18 protein-coding genes and 2 tRNA genes are annotated in these 20373 nt (G+C 45.3%); 9 read left to right on the forward strand and 11 right to left on the reverse strand.

Features of this window, described 5'->3' with window-relative positions; translation table 11 throughout:
• Window positions 1-15 precede the first annotated feature (15 nt).
• Entirely contained in the window at window positions 16-939 is a 924-nt protein-coding gene (locus LZG74_RS19195; protein ID WP_233798130.1) for a sugar phosphate isomerase/epimerase, read from the reverse strand.
• Between the two features lie 27 nt (window positions 940-966).
• Window positions 967-1977 (reverse strand): cation diffusion facilitator family transporter, encoded by a 1011-nt coding sequence (locus tag LZG74_RS19200; RefSeq protein WP_233798131.1) that lies wholly within the window; start codon window positions 1975-1977, stop codon window positions 967-969.
• A 38-nt stretch (window positions 1978-2015) separates the two neighbouring features.
• Between LZG74_RS19200 and LZG74_RS19205 the strand changes: the two genes are divergently transcribed.
• Both LZG74_RS19205 and LZG74_RS19210 read left to right on the forward strand, forming a co-directional pair.
• Entirely contained in the window at window positions 2016-2570 is a 555-nt protein-coding gene (locus LZG74_RS19205) for an NUDIX hydrolase (protein WP_026632953.1), read from the forward strand.
• 1 nt (window position 2571) lies between these two features.
• Window positions 2572-3186, forward strand: coding sequence for a LysE family translocator (locus tag LZG74_RS19210; RefSeq protein WP_233798132.1), 615 nt, complete (start codon window positions 2572-2574; stop codon window positions 3184-3186).
• Here the strand turns inward: LZG74_RS19210 and LZG74_RS19215 are convergent.
• Both LZG74_RS19215 and surE read right to left on the reverse strand, forming a co-directional pair.
• Window positions 3183-4760 (reverse strand): GH3 auxin-responsive promoter family protein, encoded by a 1578-nt coding sequence (locus LZG74_RS19215; protein WP_233798133.1) that lies wholly within the window; start codon window positions 4758-4760, stop codon window positions 3183-3185. The genes LZG74_RS19210 and LZG74_RS19215 overlap by 4 nt on opposite strands.
• A gap of 15 nt (window positions 4761-4775) precedes the next feature.
• Entirely contained in the window at window positions 4776-5543 is a 768-nt protein-coding gene (gene surE / locus LZG74_RS19220) for a 5'/3'-nucleotidase SurE (RefSeq protein WP_233798134.1), read from the reverse strand.
• Between the two features lie 123 nt (window positions 5544-5666).
• Between surE and LZG74_RS19225 the strand changes: the two genes are divergently transcribed.
• Entirely contained in the window at window positions 5667-6164 is a 498-nt protein-coding gene (locus LZG74_RS19225; RefSeq protein WP_233798135.1) for a GNAT family N-acetyltransferase, read from the forward strand.
• Window position 6165: 1 nt separating this feature from the next.
• On the opposite strand, the gene LZG74_RS19230 is transcribed toward LZG74_RS19225, so the two are convergent.
• The gene (locus LZG74_RS19230) at window positions 6166-7155 is read right to left on the reverse strand and encodes a rhodanese-related sulfurtransferase (protein WP_233798136.1); all 990 of its coding nucleotides are present in this window, start codon (window positions 7153-7155) and stop codon (window positions 6166-6168) included.
• 199 nt (window positions 7156-7354) lie between these two features.
• On the opposite strand from LZG74_RS19230, the gene LZG74_RS19235 reads away from it, so the two are divergent.
• The gene (locus LZG74_RS19235; protein WP_233798137.1) at window positions 7355-7969 is read left to right on the forward strand and encodes a deoxynucleoside kinase; all 615 of its coding nucleotides are present in this window, start codon (window positions 7355-7357) and stop codon (window positions 7967-7969) included.
• 25 nt (window positions 7970-7994) lie between these two features.
• On the opposite strand, the gene LZG74_RS19240 is transcribed toward LZG74_RS19235, so the two are convergent.
• Together LZG74_RS19240 and LZG74_RS19245 are read right to left on the reverse strand one after the other, a co-directional pair.
• Window positions 7995-8477, reverse strand: coding sequence for a hypothetical protein (locus tag LZG74_RS19240; RefSeq protein ID WP_233798138.1), 483 nt, complete (start codon window positions 8475-8477; stop codon window positions 7995-7997).
• Between the two features lie 104 nt (window positions 8478-8581).
• Window positions 8582-8663 (reverse strand) — tRNA-Leu (locus tag LZG74_RS19245).
• Window positions 8664-8845: 182 nt separating this feature from the next.
• Between LZG74_RS19245 and LZG74_RS19250 the strand changes: the two genes are divergently transcribed.
• On the forward strand, window positions 8846-9340 hold the full coding sequence (locus LZG74_RS19250; protein ID WP_233798139.1) for a DUF1772 domain-containing protein: 495 nt from the start codon (window positions 8846-8848) through the stop codon (window positions 9338-9340).
• 46 nt (window positions 9341-9386) lie between these two features.
• Here LZG74_RS19250 and LZG74_RS19255 read toward each other — a convergent pair whose 3' ends face one another.
• The 4 genes from LZG74_RS19255 to LZG74_RS19270 all read right to left on the reverse strand — a co-directional run bounded on the left by LZG74_RS19255 (window position 9387) and on the right by LZG74_RS19270 (window position 16781).
• Window positions 9387-9773 carry a DoxX family protein gene (locus tag LZG74_RS19255; protein ID WP_233798140.1) on the reverse strand — a complete coding sequence of 129 codons (387 nt, stop codon included), beginning with the start codon at window positions 9771-9773 and terminating at the stop codon, window positions 9387-9389.
• A gap of 208 nt (window positions 9774-9981) precedes the next feature.
• Entirely contained in the window at window positions 9982-11208 is a 1227-nt protein-coding gene (locus LZG74_RS19260; protein WP_233798141.1) for an RNA polymerase sigma factor, read from the reverse strand.
• Window positions 11209-11212: 4 nt separating this feature from the next.
• Window positions 11213-11566: a YciI family protein gene (locus tag LZG74_RS19265; protein ID WP_233798142.1), complete on the reverse strand. Its 354-nt coding sequence runs from the start codon at window positions 11564-11566 to the stop codon at window positions 11213-11215.
• A gap of 160 nt (window positions 11567-11726) precedes the next feature.
• Window positions 11727-16781 (reverse strand): T9SS type A sorting domain-containing protein, encoded by a 5055-nt coding sequence (locus tag LZG74_RS19270; RefSeq protein ID WP_233798143.1) that lies wholly within the window; start codon window positions 16779-16781, stop codon window positions 11727-11729.
• A gap of 703 nt (window positions 16782-17484) precedes the next feature.
• Between LZG74_RS19270 and LZG74_RS19275 the strand changes: the two genes are divergently transcribed.
• The 4 genes from LZG74_RS19275 to LZG74_RS19290 all read left to right on the forward strand — a co-directional run bounded on the left by LZG74_RS19275 (window position 17485) and on the right by LZG74_RS19290 (window position 20371).
• Window positions 17485-17557 (forward strand) — tRNA-Lys (locus LZG74_RS19275).
• Between the two features lie 270 nt (window positions 17558-17827).
• Window positions 17828-18727 (forward strand): SDR family oxidoreductase, encoded by a 900-nt coding sequence (locus LZG74_RS19280; RefSeq protein WP_233798144.1) that lies wholly within the window; start codon window positions 17828-17830, stop codon window positions 18725-18727.
• Between the two features lie 47 nt (window positions 18728-18774).
• Window positions 18775-19698 (forward strand): AraC family transcriptional regulator, encoded by a 924-nt coding sequence (locus tag LZG74_RS19285; protein WP_233798145.1) that lies wholly within the window; start codon window positions 18775-18777, stop codon window positions 19696-19698.
• A 175-nt stretch (window positions 19699-19873) separates the two neighbouring features.
• Window positions 19874-20371: a GyrI-like domain-containing protein gene (locus tag LZG74_RS19290; protein ID WP_233798146.1), complete on the forward strand. Its 498-nt coding sequence runs from the start codon at window positions 19874-19876 to the stop codon at window positions 20369-20371.
• The last annotated feature ends 2 nt before the right edge of the window (window positions 20372-20373 follow it).

Below are 20373 nucleotides of genomic sequence, written 5' to 3' on the forward strand. Positions count from 1 at the left end.
ACTCAAAACCTCCTACTAAACCGTTGGTCCAACTCTCTCAAGCAACGCCTTAGTCGCTTTAATCCCATCATACTCAGAAAGCTTGCTTCCTTCATATTCGATCCCAGCGATTCCTTTGAAGCCTGCGTCTTTAACGATTTTCAGGATTTTTGTATAATCCGTTTCAATGCAGTTTCCTTTTTCGTCGAAGTCATATGTTTTTGCGCTTACGCCTTTTGCGTAGGGCATCAACTCTTTCGTTCCCTGATATCTGTCGTATGATTCTGCGCAGCCGCCGTCTTTTCTGGTGATGCAGAAGTTACCGAAGTCTGGCAATGTTCCTACATTTTTTAGGTTAACCTGCTTCATTACGCCCGACAACCATTGTCCGTTGGATGATGACCCTCCGTGGTTTTCGACGATTACGTTAATTCCTGTTTTCGCAGCGAACTCCCCTAACTTACCAAGCCCGTCTACGGCAGATTTTGCTATTTCTTCAAAGCTACCTTTTCCAAATGCATTTACGCGGATGGTTTTGCAACCCAGATATTTCGCAGCTTCCACCCAGCGATAATGGTTTTCAACGGCCTTGTTACGAACCGCAGCATCCAATTCTCCCAGGCCGCCTTCGCCGTCGATCATGATCAAATGCGCAGTTACGCCGTTGTCTTTTTGTCTTTGGATCAAATCATTCAGATATGTTTTGTCTTCCGCTTTGTCTTTGAAGAACTGGTTTACATATTCCACGATAGAAATGCCAAACTCTTTTTTCGCCAATGCCGGGAAATCGAGGTTAGTCAGTTCTTTTTTGAAAAGTGCTTTGTGCAAAGACCATTCTGCGAGTGAAATATCGAACCATAGTTTTTTGGCAGGATCTGCCATTAGTAAGTCGGAAAAAGCGGTTGCTGCGAAGGCCGTAGCACCGGCTTTTTTAAGGAAATTGCGACGAGAAACGTACATTTTGGTTAGAATTTAGATTTATATTTATTATGGAATGTGAATTCTTGCTTCATTATACAGCTTCTCATTTTTCACCAGACTTGCTGCGTCCCAGTCAATGTCCTTGATAAATGCATGCGCCCGAACGGGACAGTTTTCGACCCGGCAAAAGTAACAGCATTGATATAAGCACGGGTCTGCATGAACGAAAATCTCGGTTTCTCCGGTATGGCTGTCTTTCAGTATGTTTTCAAAATTATGAATTGTTTCATGCACTTTCTGCAGTTCCCAATAATATGGCAATGTCAAATGGCAATCAATGTGCAGGTCAGAGCCGTATTGCTGCACGCGCAGGTTGTGCACGTCGATCCATTCTGTTTTTTTATTATCCTTTAATGTCTGCACTACTTTTTCCAACAACGCGTCATCCACAGCGTCCATAAGCCCGGCTACGGATTTACTAACAAGCAGGAAGCCGTTATAAGCAAGAAATAAACCGAACAGGAGGGAAGCAGCGCTATCAATCCAGACGTAGCCAGTTAGCATAATGAGTCCGACGCTCACAATCAGGACCAGACTGCTGATGCTGTCCGTCATCAAATGGCGTCCATCGGCGGTAAGTGCCAGCGAATTCATTTTCCTGCCTTCGGTTAACAGCTTATAACCGATAGCAGTGTTGACAATGATGGTAAAAAGTATAAACCCGGAACCTTGAAGCAGGTTTTCAATAGGAGCGGGATCCAGGATCCTGTTCACCGCTTCGATGATGATAAAAAGCGAAGCGATCATGATCAATGCACCTTCAAAACCAGCGGAGAAAAACTCTATTTTGCCGTGTCCGTATGGATGGTTCCTGTCTTTGGGCTGCGCCGAAAGATAAATGCTGTAAAACGCAAAACCACTCGCTATAACATTAATGATCGATTCCAGCGCATCGCTCAGGATGGCGTTGGAGGAGGTGAGATAATAAGCGAAGAATTTCAAACCCGTCAGGATGATGCTGGCTATAAAAGACAGCAGTATGAGACGTTGTTTAAGCTTATTTTGGTTTATTTGCATTTGCGATTTGAAATTCAGAGGCCAAAAATACTAAGAAAATGCGGGTTATAACCACAGAAAATAATTGGAAAACACTTTCAACCGAAACTGTCTACGAAAATGCGTGGCTCGAACTGAGCCATCGCGATGTGATCAACCCGTCGGGAAATAAGGGCATTTATGGGCTGGTAAAATTTAAGAATCAAGCCATTGGCGTTATTCCACTGGATGCTGAGGGCAACATTTATCTGGTAGGCCAATATCGCTATGCAATTGATGAATATTCCTGGGAAATTCCGGAAGGCGGCGGCGCTTTAAATGCAGATCCGCTGGACGCGGCCAAGCGGGAGCTGAAAGAAGAAACCGGTTTGCTGGCTGAAAAATGGACCAAGCTTGCGCGCATTCATACTTCCAATTCGGCCACCAATGAAGAAGGTTTCCTGTTCATCGCCGAAGAACTGACGCAACAGGAAGCAGAACCTGAGGACACCGAAGATCTGCAAGTGCGGAAAGTGTCTTTGCAGGAAGCGGTCGATATGTGCATGCGTTCCGAAATTACTGATTCGCTGTCTGTATGCGCCATTTTAATGACCGCCAGACTGAAGGGAATCTGATATGCTGGAATCGCTTTACTATGGAACGCTTACGGGAATAGGATTATGCCTGACTTTTGGGACCGTGTTTTTCTCATTGGTCCAAAACAGTGTTGATAATGGTTATAAAACCGGCGTGAAGATCGCACTGGGCGTTTTCGTTTGCGACATTATTTTTGTTTTCTTCGCTATTTACGGAACTGCATTACTGCCCGATATTCCCGATTTCAAGAAGTGGATGGCTGGTGCAGGCGTATTTTTCCTGATCGCACTCGGGCTGACAAATTTGATTAAAGGCCAGCCGAAAATCGCCTATCCGACAACCCGGTTCGGCAATTTGCTTTACTATTTTACGACTGGTTTCTTCTTGAATGGGCTGAATCCGGTGAATTTCATCAGCTGGGTCACCATTGCTTCCTATATCCGTACCAATCTGCATTACAATTATCACCAGGTGCTTGTTTTTTTTGCGGCGAGTGTGGTAGCTGTGTTCCTCGTGGAATGTGGCATTGCGATCTTCGCGCACAGGTTGAAACGCGTTTTTACGCCAAAAGTGGTCACGATATTTAACAAAGTGACAGGCGTCGTTTTTATCCTGATCGCCTGCCAGATTGCTTATGTCAATTTTCTGCGTTAATGCGAGGGAAGTTCCGTTATGTAGCCGTTCTTTTGCAAAAATCCCTTCCAATCGTCCATCAGGAAATTCTTGAAAACACGCGGAAACTTGTGCTGGCCGCCCATTTTGCCTTTGGAATTCATCCAGTCGTAAAAAGCTTTGTTCGGCAGCACAGTAACAAACACTTCCTTCAATGCATGACGCCTTTCCACAGCATAGTCATCATTAAGCTCTGCTAATTTGGCGTCCAGTCTGGTTTTGAGCTCTTCTGCATTCACATCCGTTTCTTCTACGCCGATATACCAATGATGCGCAAACATAGAACCGTATTCAATGCCGCAAACTGTGAATTCTTTAACCGTTAACCCCATCTCATCCGAAACCAGATCGACGGCCTTGTTCATATTGTCGACCGAAAGGTGTTCCCCGCAAAGACTTAGATAATGCTTCGTGCGTCCTGTAATGACAATTTCACCTTTCGATTTGTCCACAAATTTTACTGTGTCACCGATCAGGTAACGCCATGATCCAGCGCATGTCGACAACAGCAATGCATATTCTTTGCCCTCTTCAACCTGATCAATCATTAATGTCTCAGGATCAGACATTAAGGTACCTTCTGAGTCAAAGTTTTTTTCGTTGAAAGGAATAAACTCGAAGAAAATCCCATTGTCACAAACCAGCTCCATGCCTTGTGCGCCCGGGCGGGTTTGGTAGGCGATAAATCCTTCGGAGGCAAGATACGTGTTAATGTAGATCAATGGCCTTGCCAGCAGCTTTTCGAAACCCTTTCTGTAAGGCTCAAACGAGACACCACCATGCGCGAAAACCTGCAAATTAGGCCAGATATCGTGAATGGTCTTTACATTATAATGCGCAATGATCTTTTCCATCAAAAGCTGGATCCACGCCGGAACGCCCACAATGAAGCCAATGTCCCATTCGTGCGCCTGCTTTGTGATTTCTTCCAGTTTCAAGCCCCAATCTTTTTGCGCCGCGATTTTTTCCCCGGGTTTATAGTAAGGTCTGAACCAATAGGGAATCTGCTTGGCCGTGATGCCGCTCAAATCGCCTTCAAAATGTTTGTCCTGATTATTCAGATTTGTACTGCCGCCGAGCATCAGGAAGCCTTTTTCGTACAGATCATTGGGAAGATCCTTATAATGTCCCAACGAAAGGATCTGGCGGATGCTGGTCTTCTGGATCGCGCGCGACATGGCCTTTGTGACCGGAATGTGCTTCGTAGCAGCCTCGGAAGTTCCTGAACTTAATGCATAATATTTGATCTGCCCAGGCCAGCAAATGTCTTTTTCGCCTTCAAGCGAACGGTGCCACCATTCGTTGAAGATCTTGTTGTAGTCGTAAACCGGAACTGTTTTCTTGTATAATTCGTAATAAGCGCCCTTTTCACTGAACAATATGGATGAAAGCAGCTCGTCAAAATTGTATTTTTCTCCAAACTCTGTGTAGCGCGCCTTGGCCAGCAATTTCGCCAGCGTCTTTTTTTGCTGAATGTGAAGACTTGCTTTTCTGCGGTTAGCAACAATGTTGCTGATATGAATTCCTTTTTTTAATAAACTCCCTACTAATGCCATAGCTGAATTTTAAAATTATAAATCCCAGGTCGAAAGCTGTTTTACTGCCTCATACGCTGTCAGATCATATTGGCACGGCACAACCGAAATGTAGTTGTTATCCAGTGCCCAGACATCGGTATCCTCCTTTTCGGTGTCGAAATTCACGAATTCTCCTGCCATCCACAGGTAACCTCTTCCGTTCGGGTCTACGCGGTAATCAAATTTTTCCTGCCATTTTGCGTGCGCCTGCCTGCAAACTTTTACACCTTTTAAAGGCAGGTCGGTCTTCTCAGGAATGTTAACGTTCAGTGCGATGCCGTTTGGTATGCCGTTTTTGAGCGCCTCTTCAGTAATGGATTTGATAAATGGAATGGCATGATCAAAATCCGCATCTTCCCGGTAATCCGTTAATGAAAACCCAATCGCCGGAATGCCTTCTATCGCAGCTTCAATGGCTGCGGACATGGTCCCGGAATAAAGCACGCTGATCGAACTGTTGCTTCCGTGGTTGATCCCACTAACGACCAGGTCCGGTTTGCGATCCTGCAAAACGTAATTTTTAGCCAGTTTTACGCAGTCGGCAGGTGTTCCTGAACATTCATATTCAACAACGCCTTCAAAAATATGGGTGGAATAAAGTCTTAGCGGTTCGCCAATCGTGATAGCATGGCCCATCCCGGATTGCGGGCTGTTTGGCGCAACAACGATCACTTCTCCAATGGTTTGCATCACTTCAACCAATGTCCGGATTCCTTTGGACGTTATGCCGTCGTCATTTGTAACTAAAATAAGGGGTCTCATATAATTCTACTTATCGCCGGTCACATTAAGGGGTTGAAAAGTTCTGACTGGCGAATGAAGTAATGCGGTTTTTAGGTTGAAAAAAGATTTATTTGTAACTGCTATGAGCCAAAATTAAGCATTATGCCATCATTCTCAATAAAGCCTGCAACCACAGCCGACATCCCGACCATCATCGCAATCCAGGAACAGACCTGGGAAGCAACTTATAGTGAAATACTTACGAGAGAACAGATTGACTATATGTTTGAAAAAATATATTCCCCGGAGTCTCTCGAACGTCAGTTTACCGTTGAGCAGCATTCTTTCCTGATCTTGCTAAACGACGGCAAGCCGGAAGGTTTTGCATCCGCTTCCGAAGAAGGCCGGGAAAAGTTTAAGTTACATAAAATATATGTACTTCCTTCCACGCAGGGAACGGGTGCCGGAAAATATCTCCTGGCTGCGGTTGAAAATTATGTAAAGTCGGCCGGTGGGAAAAAATTAGGTTTAAATGTCAACCGGTACAATAAGGCAAAGGGATTTTATGAAAAAATGGGCTTTTCGGTGACAGGCCAGGAGGACATTCCCATTGGTCCTTATTGGATGAACGACTATGTGTTGGAAAAAGAACTGAACTGACTTATTGAGCCGGTTCAGTTCTGTGGGCCAGTTTCATTTTTTTAATGTTCTTCTTTTGACTTTTCAGGCCTTGCAGCGGGTGGTAATGGTTGCTGTTGCTCACATAATATCCCGTTCCGTCATACGTGCGTTTGTCCGGGTGCGCCTTACATTCAGGTGAGCATGCACCCTCCATTTCTTCACCGCATTTGTGACAAACCGGCACGTGCGTGTTACATTCTGCATTGGCGCAGTTGATCATGCGGTCGCAAGGTTCGTCGCAGATGTAGCATCGGGAGATAACGGTTGGGTTGACTTTATTAACCTCAACGGCAATGCGGTTGTCAAAAACGTAGCATTTACCATCAAAATTTTCCCCGCCTTCTTCCAGCCCGTAACGGATAATGCCGCCATGTAACTGATATACGTCCTGAAAACCCTGTTCGAGCAGATATGCACTTGCTTTCTCGCATTTAATGCCGCCCGTGCAATAGGTGACGATCTTTTTATCTTTCAAATGTTCGATCTCGTGAATGTGATCGGGCAGCTCGCGGAGGTTATGCATATCAAAGGTGATCGCACCCTTGAATTTGCCCAATTCATGCTCATAATCCGAGCGCATATCCACAAGCACCACATTCGGATCATTAAGGATTTCCTTAAATTCAGAAGGTTCCAAATGCTTACCCGTGCGGACCAGCGGATCAACACCCAGATCGGAATTGACAATTTCGTCCTTCACGCGAACATGCAATTTTTGAAAAGCCACTTTATCATGCTCTTCCACTTTAAACTGCACATCCTTAAACCGGCTGTCGGAACGCACGTAATTCATATATGCCTCACAGTCTTCCGGTGTGCCTGAAACGGTTCCGTTCAAACCTTCCGGCGCAATGATGATCCTGCCCAGAAGATTGTGCTGCACGCAGAACAAATGATGCTCATCGCGATACGTTTCCGTGTCTTCGATGGACGCATAGAAATAATATAAAATTACCTTGAAAGGCTTCATTGTTGCATTAGTTGATGTATTCCAAAGAGGAAAAAGATATGTCCACGCAGCTCTTTCCCCCAAATCAGCTGCAAATATACGAAGAAACACACTTTAACGAAAATGCGCGAATTGGACTTTTGCACGAAGCAAACTATTGAAATGATTTCTATATTTTTACTGAAACCAACGCATTCCCAGGCATTACTCCGTTCACATTATGCACATTGCAATCATCGGCAACATCGGCGCAGGCAAGACGACATTAACCCAAAGGCTGGGTGAATATTTCAAGTGGGACGTCATGTACGAAGCCGTAGAAGGCAATCCCTATCTCGCTGATTTTTACCAGGATATGGATCGGTGGGCATTTAACCTGCAAATCTTTTTCCTCAATAACCGCTTCGCACAGGTTCAGAAAATACGCGAAACCACTTACTCGACCATTATTCAGGACAGGACCATTTACGAGGATGCATTTATTTTTGCAAGAAATCTGCATGAGTCCGGCGTGATGACCGAGCGGGATTACCAGACTTATCTTTTGCTTTTTGAATCCATTATCCGGACTGTTTCGCAACCGGATCTGTTGATTTACCTCAAAGCAGACATTCCCAAGCTGGTTTCGCAAATCAAAAAGCGGGGCAGGGACTTCGAAGCCGACATTTCAACCGATTACCTGACTGCGCTCAACCATTATTACGATGATTTTGTCAAAAATTACGATCATGGCAAAATCATTGAAATTGATGTGAACCAAATGGACTTTGCTTCCAATCCAGACGATTTCAACTACATCGTTTCCAGGTTAAACAAGGAGTTGTTTTATATCTGAAAATCAGATCATTAATAAATGCTGATTAAAGCACGCATGCTAATGCCTTGTTGAGGATCTGATTGCTTTTGGGGCTGAATGTATAAATCTTGCGCTCCTCGGGAAGGATGATTTCGATCTTGGATGTGCCTTTCATTTTCTCCAGTTCTTGCGGCGTAACCGGCGATGAAAGCATAAATGACTTGTTCCAGAAATTGCGGTCGGAAGTGGTTGTAAAAAGTGAAAAAGTGCCACTCTTGGTTGTAAACCTTATTTCCGTGAACATTTGAACGTGAAAAATGAGTTCTACTTCTTCATTGTGATAGGTAAAAATCTTCTCTTCTCCAGTGCGCGACAAGCTCAGATATTCCTTTTTATCCACCAGCTGAACAACTTGATAATATTCCGTCTTGTTCGTGGATCGGCTCACTTTGGTCAGGCACTGAGCGTAGCAGACAGACTGGGAAGCAAAAACCAGCCCAACAACGCCAAGCAGCGTAATCACCTTCATGTGGTAGTAGTCCTTCAAACTATTAAGAAAAATCAGGGGTCGTCCAATTAATAGTAAATATATGCTAATTTTTTAAAAAGGAATGCCATAAAAAAACCTGCGCCGGAATGCAGCGCAGGTTGTGACCAGGAGGAGAGTCGAACTCCCATACCCGAAGGCACTACCCCCTCAAAGTAGCGTGTCTACCAATTTCACCACCTGGCCGAGGATTTTGCAAAAGTACTATTTAAATGATATGCCGCAAGGCTCTGGAAATGTTTTTTGAGTGTTTTTTATGGAGACTTTCGTCGTTCAATGTCGGAGTTGTTCTATTGTAATGAGAATGAGGATGCTAACTTTGCCCATGTTTAAAAAATGATGACTACATCTTGCTATTCCATTAACACATGAACTTCATTTACTTCCCTAGCCTGGTTATTTCTGCGTTATTGACGGGGTTATCTGCTGGTTTATTCTATTCCTATTCCTGCTCGGTTAATTTGGGGTTGAATAAATTGCCTGATGCGGAATATTTGCGTGCAATGCAGCAGATTAACAAAGCGATCCTGAATCCTGCATTTTTCGCTTCGTTCATGGGTTCAGTTCTGGTGCTGATCCTGGCGAGCTGGCTTAGCTATTCCTTACAACATGTTTTTCAACTCAAAATGCTGTTAACGGCAACCTGCATTTATGTCGTAGGCGTTTTAGGAATTACTATTTTCGGAAATGTGCCACTGAATGACGCACTGGCTAACTTTGATATTAGTACAGCGACTAGTAGCGAGATTGCCAGACACCGCTTATTGTTCGAACAGCCATGGAATAATCTTCATACCGTCCGCACTTGCTGCGCGTTTGCAGCCTTTGTATTTACATTGATTTCATTTTATAAGGCAAATTAGAAAGGAGTGTTCCTTTCTAATTTAGTTTATAGACAAATGCAGCGCATCAAAACGCATGCGTGCCGTGTTGCTGGGCTTGAAGTTTGTGATAAGTGAAATATGACACCATGAGAACGGCTAGAACGATCAGCGGGAATATGGAGTTGAAGCCGAATCCGTCTACGACGGTGATGCTGATGCTTGCACAGAGGAAGTCGAAGACGAAACCGGCATAAGCCCATTCTTTTAGGCGCGGCGGAACTTGCGGCAGCATTAATGCTATTGTGCCGGCAATTTTGAAGGCTGTGATCATCGGGCCAAAATAATCAGGGTAACCCAGATGCCGGATTCCTTCGCGCGCCATTTCAGTATGGGAAGTGAGCGCGGGCATGACGCCTTCAAACAAAAAGATCAATGTTGTTGAAATCCAGAAAATAATGCGGGTCGTTTTCATGACAGTAAATGTTTGATGATTGAGTTTGTTTTTGTTGATACAAATCTACCGCACATCCAGCCGACGGACGCAGTGTAAATACGACGAATTAGAGGGTACAATGCGACAATTCGATTGCCGCAATTTGATTGGAGTAATTCGATTGCTGCAATTCGATTGGAGTAATTCCATTTGGGCAGTTTCATTAGGGCAATCAAGGACTCTTCGCTTAATCAGCCAGTTTTTTGCGGATTGCTTCTTTGTCGCTTTCTGTTTTTGCAAGGGACAATGCGGTTTGCCAGTGCATCATTGCTTTTTGATCATTCAGACCCGTATAAAGCGTTCCCAGTAGGGCAAAATAGAAGTGGTTTTCAGGCATCTGCAATTTTTCTGCTTCTGCGATTGCGGCCGCTTTTCCCCTGACTTTTGCAACAGCGTAGGTGCGGTTGAGCGCCGTGATAGGGGAGTATTCGCGCTGTAATAACTGATTGTATAGATGCAGAATCCCGTCCCACTTTTCACGGCTGTCTGCCTGTTGCGTGTGCCAGGCGGCGATGCCGGCTTCAAGGTGATATTTGGACAAATCATTTCCTTTCCCGGCCATTTTTAGAAAATAAGCACCCTTACTGATCAGGTCTGTGTTCCAAAGGCTTGAATCCTGATCGTCATAAAGAATCAGGGAGCCGTTGTCATTCATTCTCGCATCGAAGCGCGAAGCATGAAAACACATCAGCGCCAGCAGTGCATTTACTTTCGGTTTGTTGGTTTCGAGATGCTCGATCAGCATGGTGCAAAGGCGGATTGCTTCAAGACACAAGTCCTTTCTTAATGTATTGTTTTGGTTAACTGAATAGTAACCTTCATTAAATAACAGGTAAATGGTTTTCAAAACCGGTTCCAGCCTGGCTTCAATTTCCGGTAAAGGCGGCATTTCGATAGCCACTTTAGCTTCGCGCAATTTTTCTTTCGCCCTGAAAATGCGTTTGCTGATCACTTCTTTATTTGTCATAAAAGCGCTCGCTATTTCGTCGATTCCAAACCCGCAAAGAATGCGGAGCGAGAGGCAGATCTGCGATTCGTGGGAGATGGAAGGATGACAAACCGCAAACATCATTTGAAGCTGGCTGTCTGTAATGTTTTGAAATGAAAGGTCAATGTCGGTGCTGTCCGATTGTTGCGCGGTCTTTTGCAGTTCCTGCGCGATTTTATCCCGGAAAATGGACTCCCGATGGAGGTGGTTTTTGGCTTTGTTCTTAGCGGTATTATAAAGCCATCCCGCCGGATTAGGCGGGAGGCCTTCTATGCCCCAGGCTTGCATGGCTGCCTGAAACGTTTCACTAGCAATATCTTCGGCCACCTCAATCTCCCGAAACCCGAAATGCCGGCAAAGCACGGACACGATTTTCCGGTATTCGGTCCTGAACAAATGTGGGATGACGGGTCCGTGGTCGGGCATTGTTTTAGCTTTCGTGCACAGAAATGATTTTCCGGACTTCAACACTATTGCCTTCACCATGCAGGATCGGGCAGGCTTGTGCCATTTCAATGGCCTCGTCGAGGCTGGCTGCTTTAATGATGATGAAGCCCGCAACAGATTCTTTTATTTCGACAAACGGCCCGTCGGTCATCACATTGTTTGGTTTAAGCACCTTCCCTTCGACAGCTAAGCCCTTTCCGCCGCTGAATTTGTTCTGGGCCGCAATGCCGCCAACCCAGTCATGATATTGCTTCATGTAGCCTTCCATTTGTTCGGGCGAGGGCTGCGCTTCCTTGGTCAACAAATCCAACCGCATAATTACAATGTACTCTTCCATGTTGTTCTCAATTTATGGTTAATGATAAATAATTTACATCCCCATTACAAATGAGTATGGACGAACAGGACATTGCTGTAAGTATTTTTTTCAATTATTTACCAAACAAAAAAGGGATGTGACAGCGAGCCACATCCCTTTTTCTCAAAACATTAAATTACTAGCGAACCTTGAAGAACCGCATGTTCATCTCCTGATTGCCATAGTATACTTTCAGGAAATAATGACCTTCATTCAAGCCTGTTACATTCAGCGGCAAAGTATTTTTTCCTTCAACCACATCCTGTTCAGCCGAATTCAGTTTGATACCGCTGATGTTGTAAGTTTCAACTCTTCCTTTTCCGGCAGATTTTGAAATAAACTCAACATTAACAACGTCTTTAACCGGGTTAGGCGATACAAATGCTCCCGTAATAGCTTCATAACGAACTGTAACAATGCGACTGGAAAGGAATTTACCATCCCGGTCGACCATTTTCAGCTGGTAATAGTTGTTGCCGTAAACCGGTGATTTATCAACGAATTTGTATTCTCCAACACGCTTGTCAGACAAAGGCAACTCGCCGATCACATTCGGAACCTTCACTTGGTTGTCGTAACGGATCACTTCAAAACCTTTACCATTCTGCTCGTCAGTCACATTCCATGAAAGCTCAACGCCTTCTTCCGCTGGTGCAGCAGCAAACCTGGCAATGTAGATCGGAAGCACTGCATCGATTTTAAATGCCATCGTCTGAACAGTTGATTTGCAAGAACCGCCTTCAATTTGAAGCGTGTAGTCACCTCTTTCAAGTGCAGCGAAGCTGATCTGCGGACGATCACTGGTCAGATTGACCCGTGCAGAACGCATTACCGTATTTCCTTGCATGATCTTCCAGTCGATGCTGGAAACATTGTTACCATGGAAGTTAAATATAAGGCCAGTCTCAGTTTGGTTGTAGACAGATTTCAAAATCGGTCCGTACTCGCATGGAAGGCGGTTATCAACCGTGGTTACATTGAATGTGCTTGAACTAACTGTTGATACGCAATTGCCACCTTGAATTTCAAGTGAGTAAGAGCCTGCATTAAGCGCTGCAAAGGTGATCGCAGCAGAGTTGCTGGAAAGATTTCCAGTTGTTCCGTTTGCCACTATTGCTCCGCCTTGCTTGATCCGCCATGTGACAGATGAGACGCCTACACCATTAAAGTTAACCGTCAAACCGGTAGCTGAGATATTAGCAATGCCTGAGATTGTCGGGCCGCTTGCGCAATTTGTCGAGCCGATAGAGAATGTTTTCGAGCTAACAGTCGAAACACAATCACCACCTTCAATTTCCAGAGTATAAGTTCCGCCGCCCAGTGCTGCAAAAGAGATGTCAACCAGCGAGGAAGTTAAACCAGGAGTCTTACCATTGCGAACTACATCTGCGCCGGATTTGATTCTCCACGTAATGTTAGGAACGCCGTTACCGTCAAATTGGAAACGCAGGCCGGATGCCGAAATGTTGCTGATCGTGCCCAATGTAGGACCGCCTGGGCAAGTTCCTGCATTGATAGTAAAGTTTGAAGTGCTCACCGTAGATACGCAGTCACCGCCCTGGATTTCTAGCGAATAAGTGCCTGCGCCCAGTGTAGCAAATGTTAACGCCGCAGAATTTGAGGTTAAGTTACCTGTTTTACCATTTCTGATCACATTACCGCTTTGCTTCACGCGCCATGTGATATTTGGAACACCTACACCATTGAAATCAACAGTCAAGCCAGATGCCGAAACATTTCTAAGACCCGAAATTGAAGGCCCGCTAGCACAGTTTGGTGTTGCAACTGTGAAGTTTGAAGTGCTAACCGTAGAAGTACAGTTGCCGCCTTCAATTTCCAGAGAATAGTTACCCGCTGCAAGGCTGGCAAACGTGATAGCTGCTGAATTGGAGCTCAAAGTGCCCGTTTTTCCGCTTGCTACTACATTGCCGCTAAGCTTCACGCGCCATGTTACTGTAGAAACGCCCACGCCGTTGAAATTGAATGTCAAACCAGTAGCAGAAACATTCGTGATGCCGGAGATCGATGGTCCGCTTGCACAGTTAGTCGAGCCGATGGAGAATGTTTTAGAGCTGACAGTCGATACGCAGTCACCACCTTCAATTTCCAATGTATAATTTCCGCCGCCTAGTGTCGCGAATGAGATGTCAACGAGTGAGGAAGTCAGGCCAGGAGTCTTACCGTTGCGAACTACATCTGCACCGGATTTGATTCTCCAGGTAATGTTAGGAACGCCGTTGCCGTCAAATTGGAAACGCAGGCCGGATGCAGAAATGTTGCTGATCGTGCCCAATGTAGGACCGCCTGGGCAAGTTCCTGCATTGATAGTAAAGTTCGAAGAGCTTACCGAAGATACGCAGTTACCACCTTCAATTTCCAGAGAGTAAGTGCCTGCACCCAATGTAGCAAATGATAATGCAGCAGAATTTGATGTTAAATTACCTGTTTTACCATTTCTGATAATGTTTCCGCTTTGCTTCACGCGCCATGTGATATTTGATACGCCCACGGCATTAAAATCAACAGTCAAGCCGGATGCCGAAACATTCCTGAGACCTGAAATTGCCGGGCCGCTCGCGCAGTTTGGTGTAGCAATCGTAAAGTTTGAAGCACTTACCGCGGAAGTACAGTTACCACCTTCAATTTCCAGTGAGTAGTTACCCGCTGCAAGGCTTGCGAATGTGATAGCTGCTGAATTCGAGCTCAAAGTTCCGGTTTTTCCGTTAGCCACTGTGTTGCCGTTTAGCTTCACGCGCCATGTTACCGTAGAAACGCCCACACCATTGAAATTGAATGTCAAACCAGTAGCAGAAACACCAGTGATTCCAGAGATCGATGGTCCGCTTGCGCAGTTTGTCGAGCCTACTGAGAATGTTTTAGAACTTACTGTTGAGATACAGTCACCGCCTTCAATTTCCAGAGTATAATTTCCGCCTGCAAGGGTTGCAAATGAAATGTCAACCAGTGAAGAAGTCAAGCCAGGCGTTTTGCCGTTGCGAACCACATCTGCACCGGATTTGATTCTCCAGGTAATGTTAGGAACGCCGTTACCATCAAATTGGAAGCGCAGACCAGATGCCGAAATGTTGCTGATCGTGCCCAATGTAGGACCGCCAGGGCAAGTGCCTGGGTTAATCGTAAAGTTTGAAGAGCTTACCGTAGATACGCAGTCACCACCTTCAATTTCAATAGAATAAGTGCCTGCACTTAATGTAGCAAACGACAAAGCAGCAGAGTTTGATCCCAAATTACCCGTCTTGCCGTTTCTGATCACATTACCGCTTTGCTTAACACGCCATGTGATATTTGAAACGCCCACGGCATTAAAATCAACAGTCAGGCCAGATGCCGAAACATTCCTGAGACCTGAAATTGCAGGGCCGCTTGCGCAGTTTGGTGTTGACACCGTGAAATTAGATGAACTAACAGCAGAAGTACAATTGCCGCCTTCAATCTCCAATGTGTAACCACCAGCTCCAAGGCTTCCGAATGTGATAGCTGCTGAATTGGAGCTCAAAGTGCCCGTTTTTCCGCTTGCTACCGTATTGCCATTTTGTTTCACGCGCCATGTTACTGTGGAAACGCCTACGCCGTTGAAATTGAATGTCAAGCCGGTAGCTGAGACATTCGTAATGCCAGAGATAGACGGTCCGCTTGCGCAGTTTGTCGAGCCGATTGAGAACGTTTTAGAACTTACTGTTGAAATACAGTCACCACCTTCAATTTCCAAAGTATAATTTCCGCCGCCAAGTGTTGCAAATGAAATATCAACCAATGAAGAAGTCAAGCCGGGAGTCTTACCATTACGAACTACATCCGCGCCGGATTTGATTCTCCAGGTAATGTTAGGAACGCCGTTACCGTCAAATTGGAAACGAAGACCAGATGCCGAAATGTTGCTGATCGTGCCCAATGAAGGACCGCCAGGGCAGCTTCCGGGAACGACAGTGAAATTAGAAGTACTAACAGAAGAAAGGCAATCACCACCCTCGATTTCAATCGAGTAAGTGCCTGCACCCAGACTGTTAAAAGAGATCGATGCCGAGTTTGAGCTTAGATTACCTGTTTTTCCGTTTCTAACAACATTACCGCTTTGTTTCACGCGCCATGTCAAGTTAGGAACGCCTGAACCATTGAAATCAACTGTAATGCCGGTAGGAGAGACGTTTCTGACATTTGAGATAGATGGTCCGCTTGGGCAGTTAGCCTGGTTTATCGTAAATGCCTGCGAGCTAACTGATGATGCGCAATCACCACCTTCAATTTCCAAAGTATAATTTCCGGCTGCCATTGAGCCGAATGAAATATCAACATTTGTAGAAGACAGATTTCCTGTTTTACCAGATCTCAGAACATTATTACCAGATTTTATTCTCCAGTCGATATTTGGAATGCCGTTGCCTGAGTACGAAAAGCGTAAAGCAGTTTGCGAAATGTTGGTGATCGTTCCCAGAGTAGGGCCGCCGGGACAGTTAGGCTCAGGGTTTACTACCGAATCAGGGTTTTTAGGAAGTTCGTTCCAGAAGCAGCTGAGGACCTCGTTATAGTTCAATGAAAAGCCCATATTGGGGTTCATAAAACTTCCGTTCTCACCTTCGAGCGTCTGACGGATCAAACCCATTGAAATTGCATCCCTGCTGTATCCGTTTGTTTCACGGTGAAAGTTCACACGCAGCAAACCATCCTTGATGATCGCATATTGAAATGTTCTTACACCATCACCACCCTTATACGTTCCAAGCATTAAGCCATCTGTGATAGGCTTATTGTTACAAGGAATCATATTTCCCTGCTGCGTGCCCAGATAGTTGTTACCCATCGTACTAGGGTCAATGGAGTTGATACACGTGTTAACAACCCGGTTTCCCTCCGTGTTATTAGGGAACTTGTTGTTGTCCATGTGCAGCAGAATGGCTGTATTTTCAAAAGCCTCATTCTTACGGCTTTGGTCCGGGTTACCGTCCCATCTGATGTAAATCCTGTTTTGATGGATAATCGTGTAAACCGGCTTTCCACCCACATTACCCAGGAATTCGTCGTGCGTCCACTTTAAAGGCTCATTTGTCCCGGGTTTGATCCCGCAATAAACCTGTGATGCTACAGCCAATTGATTTTTCCGTAACGCATCATCCGAGGTCGCCGCCATGAGGCCGAGCAACCCGCTCGCGAAAATTAACTTCTGTAAAAGTTTCATCAATGTTTAAAAAGTAAATGTTTGAAGAATTAAATGAATGGGTTAGTTAAAAAAAGCACAAGAGAGGACTCCGGGAAATGGAGTTTTGGCGTTTTCAGTTGAAGGGGCGAACCCAATATTGAAAATCTTGTGATTGGAGGGTGCAACTAGTTGAAAAAGAGTAGTTAATGACTTTTGGAAATAATTAATATGACGAATAGAATACGTTTGTAGAAGTATAATCTGTCGAAATGTAGTAATTATTTTGTTAGTAGCAAGAGGGAAAACTAAAATATTAAGAAGTTATAACAACCTTTAAATAAAAAGTTCCAGCTCAGCTACGTATTATTTTTGCCTGTAATCTGCACTGGCAGCCCGGGAGCCTATTTTTCCGGTTATTACAAATTTAGAACAGCTCAGAAATTTTTTTTTAAGCTGTCATTTGTCTTGTAAACAGACCGTTAGTTCCTCTTAAAATTTGTGTGGAACAAAAACTTTTGTCTATGATTTGGAAGGATATTTTTAAAGTGTACCTTTGCACCACGATTGAGGAACAGGACAGGAGGAAAGAAGCTGAGGTTTAGCAGCAAAACATAACCAACCGATTCCGTAGCTCAGCTGGTAGAGCAATACACCGCGCGGCGTCCGCTTTTAATGTATGGGTCCTGGGCCTTTCTACAAGTAAAGCAAAAAACTGAAAGTGAACAGTCAAAATCACTAATAGGATTCCGTAGCTCAGCTGGTAGAGCAATACACTTTTAATGTATGGGTCCTGGGTTCGAATCCCAGCGGGATCACTTGAAGAAATAACAAAAAGCATCAAAAGCCTGCAAATCAACAGATTAGCAGGCTTTTTTCTTTGCCGGATATGCCAAAAGATTCAATTTTCTACAAATTTTTGGTGAGTAATTCGGTTAGTTCGAAGATCTGCAAGCCTCCCTGAACCAATACGGCCCGCCAACCTAGCCATAATCCCAACAACCGCTTTTTGGCTAAATCAAAAGCAGATTTGGCTAAATGTGGGCGACTGGCGCCAGCGATCTTTGCATAAACAAAAAAGATCAGTTATGCGTGTATTTGTTACGGGAGCCACGGGCTTCATTGGCACAGCCATTGTGCGGAAATTAATAGGAGCGGGGCATCAGGTTTTGGGACTGGCCCGTTCGGAGGCTTCGTCTCAAAAGCTTATTAATGCTGGTGCGGAAGTTCACCGGGGCGATTTGGAAGATCTTGATAGCCTTCGCAGCGGTGCGGCGCAGGCCGACGGCGTAATCCATGCGGGTTTTATCCACGACTTTACGCGGCTTGCGGAAGTTTGTCGGGCGGATAGTGTGGCGATTGAAACGATTGGTAATGTATTGGCGGGTTCCGACAGACCTTTTATCATAACGTCCGGTTCCGCACTGGTAAGTCCGGGAAGGGTAGCCACCGAAGATATCATCGCGCCGGTCGATCCGGCCTGGCCGCGGGCGTCCGAACAAGCGGCAGATGCCGTAGCGGCATTGGGCGTTAATACTGCGGTTATCCGCCTATCGCCTTCGGTACATGGCGAAGATGATAGTCATGGTTTTGTATCCTTTTTGGTGAATATAGCGCGTGAAAAAGGAGTCTCTGCTTATGTTGGCGACGGGCTAAACCGATGGAATGCGGTTCACCGGTTTGATGCGGCTGCGCTGTACAGACTTGCTTTGGAGCATGGCACATCTGATGCTGCTGCCCGGTTTCATGGTGTTGCGGAAGAGGCGATTCCGGTTAAAAGCATAGCGGAAGCAATTGGCAAACAGCTGAATATGCCCGTCGTGTCGGTTGCCCATGAGGCAGCGGGCGAACATTTTGGCTGGTTCGCTCATATGGCGGCTATCGATTGCCCGACATCAAGCAAGCGCACGCAGGAGCAATTGAACTGGCATCCGACGCATTCGACCTTGCTTGCCGATATTGAAAGCGGAATTTATACGAAAAACTAAGTTACAGGCGGTTTGCAACTCAAATAATCCCGAACTTTATCAGTGCTATGAACAGTAAACAGCTTTTTCATTTTCATACGATTACTGAATACCACCGTGCCGCGGGCCTGCCTAAGCCGACTCACCCGCTGATCAGCCTGGTGCACATGGAGGATTTGAGCAAGCCGATGGCCGAAGATGCATTCAGTATGATCTATGACTTTTATTCCATAGCCATGAAAAGGGTGACAAATACTAAGTTCAAATACGGCCAGCAGGTTCAGGATTTTGATGAGGGTGTGCTTTTCTTTATGTCGCCAGGCCAGGTTTTTGGGGTGGAAATTGAGAAAGGAAGTGGGAGCTACAAACGCGAAGGATGGATGATCCTGATCCACCCGGACTTTTTATGGAACACCCCCCTGGCCAAAACCATCAAGCAATACGAGTTTTTTAACTACTCGGTTTACGAAGCACTGTTTTTATCAGACAAGGAAGAAACAATGCTTAACACAATCGCGCAGAGCATTGAACAGGAGTATCAGGGCAATATTGACCGGTTCAGTCAAAGCGTGATCATTGCGCAGCTGGAATTATTGCTGACCTATTCGGAAAGGTTCTACCAGCGCCAGTTCATCACGCGGAAGGTTACCAGCCACGAGATCTTGTCCAAGCTCGAAGACTTGCTTACCCATTATTTTACCAGCGGTGCGCTTGTTGAGAAAGGCCTGCCGAGCGTTACGTACATTGCTGAAAACCTCAACATTTCACCAGGTTACCTGAGCAGTTTGCTTAAATCGCTGACCGGCCAGAATACGCAACAGCATCTTCACAACAAACTGATCGAACTGGCGAAGCAGAAGCTTTCCACTACTAACCTGTCTGTCAGTGAGATCGCTTACGAGTTGGGGTTTGAACATCTTCAATCTTTCAGCAAACTCTTCAAAACAAAAACCAATTTTTCTCCAATGGAATTCCGGCAGTCTTTTAACTGAGACGTTATCAGGAATTGAATGTCGGCGACGAGTGTCCTAAATCTAGAATGCGCAAAGTAAGCCGCTGGCGAACAGGGTTTTTGTCGCGATTTGCCCTTTTATTTGTCGTGATTAGCCCTTCGTGGTCATAAATGGATAGGTAAATTTGTAGGATAAACAAACGATAGAAACCATCATGCTTTCAGAACCTACCATTCAGCGCCGTGGTGAACTGCATTACCTGGCCATTGCAGAAACCATTCAAATGCAGCAGATCCCGGATGTGCTGCCGCCGTTGATTCCCGTGGTCAAGCAATACATGGAGGATCGCGGCATTAAAGCCGCCGGGCCGGATTTTTTTCTTTATAAATCAATGGCCCGATCCGGCGAGATGGATTGTGAGGCTGGTTTTCCTGTAAACGAGACTGTTGAGGGCGATGGTTACGTTCACGCCGGTGTTTTTCCAGCGGGAAATTATGCAAGCATCATTTATACGGGAGACTTTAAAGATATGATGCAGGCGCATGTCGCGCTGGAAAATTACATTAAGGAGCAGGGACTTGTCGAAAAGTCGGCAACAGAGGGCGGCAGAACGGAGTGGGGTGGACGTACGGAATTCTATTTGGTCGATCCGGAGTTGGAACCGAATCCTGAAAAATGGCAGACAGAAATTGTTTTCCTGCTTGAAGACTAAAT

The sequence above is a fragment of the Dyadobacter sp. CY327 genome (assembly GCF_021390415.1).
Lineage (GTDB): Bacteria > Bacteroidota > Bacteroidia > Cytophagales > Spirosomataceae > Dyadobacter > Dyadobacter chenhuakuii.

Coding starts and splice junctions, on each gene's coding strand:
- LZG74_RS19195 (WP_233798130.1), bottom strand. CDS start 939: ATGTACGTTTCTCGTCGCAATTTCCTTAAAAAAGCCGGTGCTACGGCC.
- LZG74_RS19200 (WP_233798131.1), bottom strand. CDS start 1,977: ATGCAAATAAACCAAAATAAGCTTAAACAACGTCTCATACTGCTGTCT.
- LZG74_RS19205 (WP_026632953.1), top strand. CDS start 2,016: ATGCGGGTTATAACCACAGAAAATAATTGGAAAACACTTTCAACCGAA.
- LZG74_RS19210 (WP_233798132.1), top strand. CDS start 2,572: ATGCTGGAATCGCTTTACTATGGAACGCTTACGGGAATAGGATTATGC.
- LZG74_RS19215 (WP_233798133.1), bottom strand. CDS start 4,760: ATGGCATTAGTAGGGAGTTTATTAAAAAAAGGAATTCATATCAGCAAC.
- surE (WP_233798134.1), bottom strand. CDS start 5,543: ATGAGACCCCTTATTTTAGTTACAAATGACGACGGCATAACGTCCAAA.
- LZG74_RS19225 (WP_233798135.1), top strand. CDS start 5,667: ATGCCATCATTCTCAATAAAGCCTGCAACCACAGCCGACATCCCGACC.
- LZG74_RS19230 (WP_233798136.1), bottom strand. CDS start 7,155: ATGAAGCCTTTCAAGGTAATTTTATATTATTTCTATGCGTCCATCGAA.
- LZG74_RS19235 (WP_233798137.1), top strand. CDS start 7,355: ATGCACATTGCAATCATCGGCAACATCGGCGCAGGCAAGACGACATTA.
- LZG74_RS19250 (WP_233798139.1), top strand. CDS start 8,846: ATGAACTTCATTTACTTCCCTAGCCTGGTTATTTCTGCGTTATTGACG.
- LZG74_RS19255 (WP_233798140.1), bottom strand. CDS start 9,773: ATGAAAACGACCCGCATTATTTTCTGGATTTCAACAACATTGATCTTT.
- LZG74_RS19260 (WP_233798141.1), bottom strand. CDS start 11,208: ATGCCCGACCACGGACCCGTCATCCCACATTTGTTCAGGACCGAATAC.
- LZG74_RS19265 (WP_233798142.1), bottom strand. CDS start 11,566: ATGGAAGAGTACATTGTAATTATGCGGTTGGATTTGTTGACCAAGGAA.
- LZG74_RS19270 (WP_233798143.1), bottom strand. CDS start 16,781: ATGAAACTTTTACAGAAGTTAATTTTCGCGAGCGGGTTGCTCGGCCTC.
- LZG74_RS19280 (WP_233798144.1), top strand. CDS start 17,828: ATGCGTGTATTTGTTACGGGAGCCACGGGCTTCATTGGCACAGCCATT.
- LZG74_RS19285 (WP_233798145.1), top strand. CDS start 18,775: ATGAACAGTAAACAGCTTTTTCATTTTCATACGATTACTGAATACCAC.
- LZG74_RS19290 (WP_233798146.1), top strand. CDS start 19,874: ATGCTTTCAGAACCTACCATTCAGCGCCGTGGTGAACTGCATTACCTG.